Source organism: Bradyrhizobium tropiciagri (assembly GCF_001189845.1).
GTDB lineage: Bacteria > Pseudomonadota > Alphaproteobacteria > Rhizobiales > Xanthobacteraceae > Bradyrhizobium > Bradyrhizobium tropiciagri.
The window spans coordinates 1-7,309 of record NZ_LFLZ01000144.1 but is presented as its reverse complement, the minus strand read 5'-3'; the positions used below and the strand labels follow the sequence as shown (position 1 = coordinate 7,309).

Here is a 7,309-nt window from a genome sequence, read left to right as displayed (position 1 = left end):
AGCTTGAGGTCACCTTTGGCTTCGACTGGCTTGCGAGGTTGATGATAACCCGCCTCGACGTCTCTGCCGCTGAGCGTCGAGAAGCCGCGGTGCAGCTGGAGCGGTGGTCACAGTCAGGCTCGCCTCGCGGCAAAGGAGGTTGTCATGCCGCGCATTGGCCGAGGAGAGCTCGCCATCCTGGCGGTGCTGATTGGATTGCTTGTGCTGGCCGTCATACTTGCGGTTGCGGGCTGGAATTCCGCGGGCTCAGCCGACATGACCAGCGCCGGTTGGGTGGCGATGGGCTTTGGCATCTTCTTCTCCCTCGTCATTGGTTGTGGCCTCATGGCACTCATGTTCTTCAGCAGCAGGCGCGGATACGATGAAGCGGCGGATCCGTTCCGAGGTCATGAGCTTTCAGAGGAGAAGCCCCCTGAGACGGCTGCCGATGCTCTTCGCAAGCAGACCGACGGGCCACCGATCAAACTGGTCAACCGGAAGAGATGAGCGAGGGGTGAGAACGCGCTGGCCGGTGATGCGACCCGCTTCAATGGGGCACGCCGGCGAGCCTAACTTATGTCAATCGCTGCGACGCTTCGTTCGTTGACGCTGGGAGCCGATCACAGCCGATCGGGGCGCTTACGCATCGCATCCAGCACGGCTTGATCATTGGTAGCGTTGGTAGCCAATTTGACGAGCAACATTCGGCTCTGGGATCAGACGCCAACCACCGATTGACCACCGAAACCCCGTGAACAAACAGCGATAACGGTGGTCAATCAGGATCAAGCTTCATTGATTTTGTTGAGTTTTTCGATCGCTGATTACGTTCGGGACGCAGGGGTCGCAGGTTCGAATCCTGCCACTCCGACCATCTTTCCAAGCACTTATAGTTTCTGTGTTTTTTGTGCGCAACGAGATGCGCATCGATTTGTCGCGCGGCTGCCATGCCGTTCGATTTCGGGCCGCGCGTCCCTGGTGTCGGGGAGTAGCTCAAGCTGGCCGCGATGATTCGACGCCGCTCGGAACCTGAAATCGGACGATCGTTGAGCGCGAGGGAAACGGCCCCGGACGTGATGTTGCCTAGCACGTCACCAAACACCACGAGGCCTCCCTTCAGACCTATCGGCCGATCTTGGCCGACATCAAAGCACGAATACCCCGCGGCGAGTAGTGCTCGCTGTGCCGGCGCGTTGCTGACATTGTGTCAGGGATTGCCGACCTCGAAGGCCAGCAGGACGTTGCCGGGCAGGCCGCCCCATTGCGCGTAGCCGGAATTGACGTACAGCATGCCGTCCACGACGATCGGCCCGGGTCCGTCCATGGCGCCGCCATGGGCCGGAACGCCGTTTACCGTGGTGTACTCGTGCGCGGTGTCGATCTCCCAAAGCAGCTTTGCGTCATCGCTTGCGTAAGCTCTCAAGAAGCCGCTCACGCCGCCGGAGAACACGACGCCGGGAATCGCGGTGACCGCCGCGGAGAGGGCAGGACTGCATTGCGGGCGGTCGCCACACGCAACCGGCGCCACCTGCATCGCGATTTTCCCGGTCGCAAGATCGAGGCCGAACAGGCCGCCGCCTTCGCTTGAATTGAGACGCCTCGAGCCGTCCTTCAGGAACCGCACGTCCGAGTTGGCGACATAGATTCGGTCCTGGTCCGCGGCGGAGCCCCATTCGGTGCCGCCCAATGGGCCACCTTGGCCGATCCGCGTCTGCCAGAGGATCTTGCCCTCATGGTCGGGATCCAGCGCATGCACCACGCCGGATTTCTGGCCGATGACGAGCGCGCGATGTCCATCACGCAGGCTCACCAGGATCGGCGATTGCCCGAAATCGTGATCGGGACCACGATCTTGCGGACAGTTGCTCTGGTCGGTGCCGAAACACGCGACGACAAAGCTGTCCTTCGGCGTGGCCTGCTGATGCCAGAGCATTTTGCCGGTCGCGAGATCGAATGCGAGGATGGCGTCGCTGGTGTCCGTTGCCGGGTCGGCATAGCTGTTCGACGTCGCGACATAGAGCGCCTTGCGCTGAACGTCGATCGTGGGAGCGGACCAGACCGACGCGCCAGCCGGACCGTACAGCTGGGTCCCGATCGCGTTCGTCCGTGTCGGATGCGGCGCTTCAGCAATGGTATAGGTCTTCCAGACCTGCGCGCCGCTCTCGGCCTTCAGCGCAACGACGCTGCCGCGAAACGTGCAGCATTGGTAGGTGGGGCGAGACCCTGTCGCTTCCTCGATCGATGACACGCCGACATAGACGACGCCGGAATGGAACACGGGCGCGCCGGTGATCCGGGCGGCCAGATGATCCTCGATCCTGGTCTTCCAGATCAGCGTGCCGGTTGTCGTATTCACCGCGTAGATGTTAGCAAGCAGATCGCCAAAGAAGACGACCGGCTGGCCGTCATCCATCGCGGCGAAATTGATCGCCGCCCTGACCGGCGCCTCGGTCGGAAACACCCAGCGGGTGCATCCGCTCTTGGCGTCGAGGGCGTGGACCTTGCGGTCGGTGCCGCCGACGAACAGCAGGCCGCCGATGACGGTCGGCTGAGCGAACGCGATTGATGCGCCGGGAAACCCGAAGGCCCATTTCAGACGCAGCCGGGAGATCTGGTCCTGCGTGAGGCCGGCCATCGCTGCCGGCTGAAACCGGCTGTTGTTGAGATCGGCGCCCCAGCCGTTCCACCGTGGCCCGTCGATCGCCCTGGGAAAGCCGGTCTCGCTCTGCGCGCATTGGCCTGGGTTCTCAGCCGCCGCATGCGAAGCGGCCTTCCCGGTGACGAGCGAGGCGATGGCCGCCCGCTCGTCATTGCTCAGTCCCTGCGCGAAGGATGTCATCGGGCCCGTGGTGATCGCGCCCAGAACCTCATCGAACGACCTTGACTGCAGCGCGGCGCGGTTCGGCGCCCGAATATTCGCGTCCGTACTGTCGTGACACTGCGCGCAGCGTTGCGCGTAGAGGGCGGCACCGGCTTGCTGCGCTGTCGCAGGCAGGCAAGAGCCGATCAGGATGACGGCAATCGCGGCACTCAGTTTCATCTGGGTTCACCGGCGTTGGCTTCGATGAGATGAGCGATCGCAGCGTAGCACAACCCTGATGGATGTCGGCGTGCCCTGCGGAGGCTGGCGACGCGTATCTGACGGTGCCGGGCTCGCTCGGGCCGCCCTCAATTCCGACGCCCGTGGGCGCGATCTCCCATTGACAGGCTGCCTGTTGTGATAGAATTATAACACAATAAGTTGCAAAAATAACAAGATGTCATCATCGCATCAGCGTTTCGCGCGGGCGGCGGGAGGAAAATGGAATTGTCCGGTTCGATCGCGGCAGAGCCTCGGCCGTCGACATCGCTTTTGATGGTCGGTGGCATCAACAAGCGCTTTGGCGGCGTGCGGGCGCTGCGCGACGTCAACCTCGAGGTCCGTGCCGGCGAGGTGCATGCGCTGCTGGGCGAAAACGGGGCCGGGAAATCCACGCTGATCAAGATCCTCAGCGGCGTGCATGCGGCCGACAGCGGCACCATCGAGATCGCCGGCAGGCCAGTGACGTTCGACAGCCCGGCACGGTCGCGCGAGGCCGGGATCGCCGTCGTCTACCAGGACCTCAGCCTCGTCGAATCGCTGAGCGTCGCCGACAATCTGTTGCTCGGCCGCGAGCCGCGCGCGCGGTTCGGCTTTGTCAGGAAGCGCGAATTGATGGCCAAAGCCGAAGCGTTCCTGGGCGAGCTCGGCATTCCCCTGGATACCAAAGCTGCGGTCGGCTCGCTGCCGTTCGCCTATCGCCAGATGACGGAGATCGCCAAGGCGCTGATGGGCGAGGTGCGGCTGCTGATCCTCGACGAGCCGACATCCTCGCTGACCTCGGATGAGGTCCGCATCCTGTTCGATGCGATCGGCAAGGCGACGCGCCGCGGCGTCGGCGTGATCTATGTGACGCATCGGCTCAACGAGGTGTTCGAGATCTCGCAGCGGGTCACCGTGTTGCGCGATGGCGCCAACGCCGGCACCTTCGTCACGGCCGAGACCGACATGAAGCGGCTGGTCAACGCCATCATCGGCACCGATCGCTTGGCGCCCGCCGCATCGCGCGCCGCGCCTGCGGCACCACGAGCGGTCGATCCGTCGCCGGTGCTGTCACTGTCTGATGTCTCCAACGACCGGCTGTCGGCCGTCGACCTGTCGGTGATGAAGGGGGAGATCCACGGCCTTGCCGGACTGATCGGCAGCGGACGCACGGAAATTCTCGAGACGATCTTCGGACTTCGGCCGGTCGAGCGCGGCGCATTCGAGATCGAGGGCCGCCCTTGGCTGCCGAACAGCCCGGCCGATGCGATCGACCAGGGCGTCGCACTGGTGCCGGAAGATCGGCACGTGCAGGGCCTTGTGCTGGATCATTCGATCGAGCGCAACATCACCTTGCCGCGGATTCCGCATTTCTCGCGCTGGGGCTTCATGCAGCAGCGCGCTGCCATCAGGCGCGCGGAGACCGCCGTCGCCCGGGTTTCGGTGAAGGCGCAGGGCGCCTCCAGCCTGGTCAGGACATTGTCCGGGGGCAACCAGCAGAAGGTCGTGTTCGGGAAATGGAATGATCCGCGGCCGCGCGTGCTGCTGCTCGATGAGCCGACGGTCGGCGTCGATGTGGGCGCCCGCGAGGAAATCTACGGCGTGATCCGTAACGCCGCCCGCGACGGCAGCGGCGTGCTGGTCGTCTCGTCCGATCTCGTCGAACTGATCGAGCTCTGCGACCGCATCTCGGTGGTCGTCGACGGACGCGTGGCGCGGACGCTCGTGCGCGGGGAGATCGTTGATGCCGAAGAGCTGCATCATCTCCTGCAGATCTACCAGGCTTCCGGACAAGGCGTATTGCAAGAGCAGCCCGCATGACTGAACTGACCGCGCCCAACGTCGCCGCCGCGCCGACCCGATCCGATCGGCGCCGCAAGCTGCTGCAGAACCTGCTGCGCGGCGAGCGGCCCTACATGCTGTACATCGCCTTCGTGGTGCTGCTGGTCGTGTTCAGCCTGTCCTCGCCCTGGTTCCTGTCGGTCGACAATTTCCTGAATATCGGACGCCAGACCACGCTGGTGTCGATCATCGCGGTCGGCATGACCTTCGTGATCATCGCGCGTCAGATTGATCTTTCGGTCGCATCGACATTGGCTTTGTCAGGCATGGCTGCGGCGCTGGCGATGAGCCAGATCAGCAACAGCTGGATCGTCGGCGCCGCCGCCGGGCTCGGCACCGGCGCGCTGGTCGGATTGCTCAACGGCATCCTGACCACGCAGCTGTCAATTCCGTCCTTCCTGGTGACGCTGGGCTCGCTGAGCATGGCGCGCGGCCTCGCAATGATGGTGACCAATACGAAGCCCGTCATCATCACCAACGAGACCTATTTCGCGATCTTCGGTGAAGGCACGTTCTTAGGGATTCCCGTTCCGATTGCCTGGACGCTGGCGGCGATGATCGTCGGCATTCTGCTGCTGCACTACAACGTGTTCGGCCGTCGCATCTATGCGGTCGGCGGCAATCCGACCGCGGCGCTCTATTCCGGCATCAACACCAAATGGGTGACGACCGCAGCGTTCGTGCTGACCGGCGCGCTGGCCGGGCTTGCGGCGCTGGTGCTGTCGGCGCGCTCGCATGCCGCGCGGCCCGACGTCGTGCAGGGGATGGAGCTCGACGTCATCGCTGCCGTGATCCTCGGTGGTTGCAGCCTGTTCGGCGGCCGCGGCTACATCCTGGGAACGCTGTTCGGCAGCCTGATCATCGGCACGCTCAACAATGGCCTCGTGCTGCTCGGCGTCAGCTCGCCGATGCAGCTCGTCATCAAGGGAGCAATCATCGTGGCGGCGGTCGCCTTCACGAAACGCTAGTCGAAGTCAGGCGCAGCGCAACGGCCGCAAGGTCACTGCGTCGCAAGGGTAGGGGCAAGGTCGCCGGCCTCCGGTCAATCGGCGACCAAACACGGGAGGAAACAATGAAGCCAATCTTGCGACAAACCCTGCCGCTGACCGCGCTGATCGCGGCGACGGCCATTTCGATCGCCCCCTCGGCCCGCGCCGAAGTGCCGGCAACCTGCGTCAAGGGCGTCGATCTCGCGACACTCGGACCGAAATCGATCGTCGGCCAGGGGCCCCACGGCGAGAAGGCCGCTTCGCCCGAAGTCCTGGCGCTGTCGGACGCCGACGCCGCCAAGGTCAGGGAGAAGCACTTCAAGGTCGGCATCTCGATGCAGACGGTCAACCTCGACTGGGCGCAGCTGCAGATCCAGGGCATCACCGACACGCTGAAGAAGTACGGCGTGACGGTGACCGGCGTCGCCTCCGCTGAATATCAGGTGGACAAGCAGATCGCCGACATCGAGAACACCATCCAGCAGCATCCGGACGGCATCATCTCGATCCCGGTCGATTTCACCGCGACCGCCCCGACCTACAAGAAGGTCGCCAAGGCCGGCATCAAGCTGGTGCTGATGGACAGCATTCCGACCGGCCTGAAGCATCCCGAGGAATATGCCTCGATGATTTCGGCGGACAATCTGGGTAACGGGCAGATCGCGGCGCAGATCCTGGCGTCCTGCATGGCGCAGGGCGTCACCATCGGTCTCGTCAATTTCGGCGTCGACTATTTCAGCACCAACGAGCGCACCAAGGGCGTTCGCGAGTGGATGCAGAAGAACCGGCCCGACATCAAGATGAAGCAGGTCGACTTCACCGATCCGCCGAAGGTGTCGCAGATCGCAGGCGATTTCCTCACCGGCAATCCTGACGTCAAGGGCGTGTTCGCGGTCTGGGATCAGCCGGCGCTCGATACGCTGAGCTCGATGCGCGCGCAGGGCATCGACATTCCGGTCACGACCGTCGATCTCGGCCTGCAATCGGCGATCGAGATCGCCAAGGGCGGACCACTGAAGGCGACCGGGTCGCAGCGTCCCTATGACCAGGGCGTCGCGGAGGCGATGGCCATGATGAACGCGCTGCTCGGCAAGGAAACGCCGGCCTGGGTCGGCGTGCAGTCGCTGCCGGTGACGCAGTCGAACGTGCTGGAATCCTACAAGACGGTGTTCAAGAAGGAGCCGCCGCCGGAACTGACCGACGCTTGCAACAAGGCCAAGCCTGCCTGCAACTGATCTTTGGCCGGCGATGCGCGGTGTCGCAACAGCGTGCATCGTGGACGAAGCTGACCCGGGCGAGCCAGCCCCCGCCCGGGTCAGATTGTTTTCGAGCGAAGGCTACGCGCTCGCTTCACCTCTCCCCATTGGGGAGAGGTCGATTTGCGGAGCAAATCGGGTGAGGGGCCGCAGCTCTAACGAGGGACCGCAACCCCTCACCC

The 7,309-nt window shown here is 63.9% G+C and carries 6 protein-coding genes; 4 read left to right on the top strand and 2 right to left on the bottom strand.

The window, feature by feature from the left end; translation table 11 throughout:
* Nucleotides 1-144: 144 nt before the first annotated feature.
* Nucleotides 145-486 carry a hypothetical protein gene (locus tag AKN84_RS43850; protein WP_347337395.1) on the top strand — a complete coding sequence of 114 codons (342 nt, stop codon included), beginning with the start codon at nucleotides 145-147 and terminating at the stop codon, nucleotides 484-486.
* A gap of 268 nt (nucleotides 487-754) precedes the next feature.
* Here AKN84_RS43850 and AKN84_RS47040 read toward each other — a convergent pair whose 3' ends face one another.
* The gene (locus AKN84_RS47040) at nucleotides 755-1,081 is read right to left on the bottom strand and encodes a hypothetical protein (RefSeq protein WP_128971712.1); all 327 of its coding nucleotides are present in this window, start codon (nucleotides 1,079-1,081) and stop codon (nucleotides 755-757) included.
* A gap of 105 nt (nucleotides 1,082-1,186) precedes the next feature.
* Nucleotides 1,187-3,019: an outer membrane protein assembly factor BamB family protein gene (locus tag AKN84_RS43845; RefSeq protein WP_050426534.1), complete on the bottom strand. Its 1,833-nt coding sequence runs from the start codon at nucleotides 3,017-3,019 to the stop codon at nucleotides 1,187-1,189.
* A 261-nt stretch (nucleotides 3,020-3,280) separates the two neighbouring features.
* Between AKN84_RS43845 and AKN84_RS43840 the strand changes: the two genes are divergently transcribed.
* The 3 genes from AKN84_RS43840 (at nucleotide 3,281) to AKN84_RS43830 (ending at nucleotide 7,106) form a co-directional block, all read left to right on the top strand.
* The gene (locus AKN84_RS43840; RefSeq protein WP_050426533.1) at nucleotides 3,281-4,861 is read left to right on the top strand and encodes a sugar ABC transporter ATP-binding protein; all 1,581 of its coding nucleotides are present in this window, start codon (nucleotides 3,281-3,283) and stop codon (nucleotides 4,859-4,861) included.
* Nucleotides 4,858-5,850 (top strand): ABC transporter permease, encoded by a 993-nt coding sequence (locus tag AKN84_RS43835; RefSeq protein WP_050426532.1) that lies wholly within the window; start codon nucleotides 4,858-4,860, stop codon nucleotides 5,848-5,850. The genes AKN84_RS43840 and AKN84_RS43835 overlap by 4 nt, the downstream gene beginning before the upstream one ends.
* 104 nt (nucleotides 5,851-5,954) lie before the next feature.
* Nucleotides 5,955-7,106 carry a substrate-binding domain-containing protein gene (locus AKN84_RS43830; RefSeq protein WP_050426531.1) on the top strand — a complete coding sequence of 384 codons (1,152 nt, stop codon included), beginning with the start codon at nucleotides 5,955-5,957 and terminating at the stop codon, nucleotides 7,104-7,106.
* The last annotated feature ends 203 nt before the right edge of the window (nucleotides 7,107-7,309 follow it).

Coding starts and splice junctions, on each gene's coding strand:
- AKN84_RS43850 (WP_347337395.1), top strand. CDS start 145: ATGCCGCGCATTGGCCGAGGAGAGCTCGCCATCCTGGCGGTGCTGATT.
- AKN84_RS43845 (WP_050426534.1), bottom strand. CDS start 3,019: ATGAAACTGAGTGCCGCGATTGCCGTCATCCTGATCGGCTCTTGCCTG.
- AKN84_RS43830 (WP_050426531.1), top strand. CDS start 5,955: ATGAAGCCAATCTTGCGACAAACCCTGCCGCTGACCGCGCTGATCGCG.
- AKN84_RS43835 (WP_050426532.1), top strand. CDS start 4,858: ATGACTGAACTGACCGCGCCCAACGTCGCCGCCGCGCCGACCCGATCC.
- AKN84_RS43840 (WP_050426533.1), top strand. CDS start 3,281: ATGGAATTGTCCGGTTCGATCGCGGCAGAGCCTCGGCCGTCGACATCG.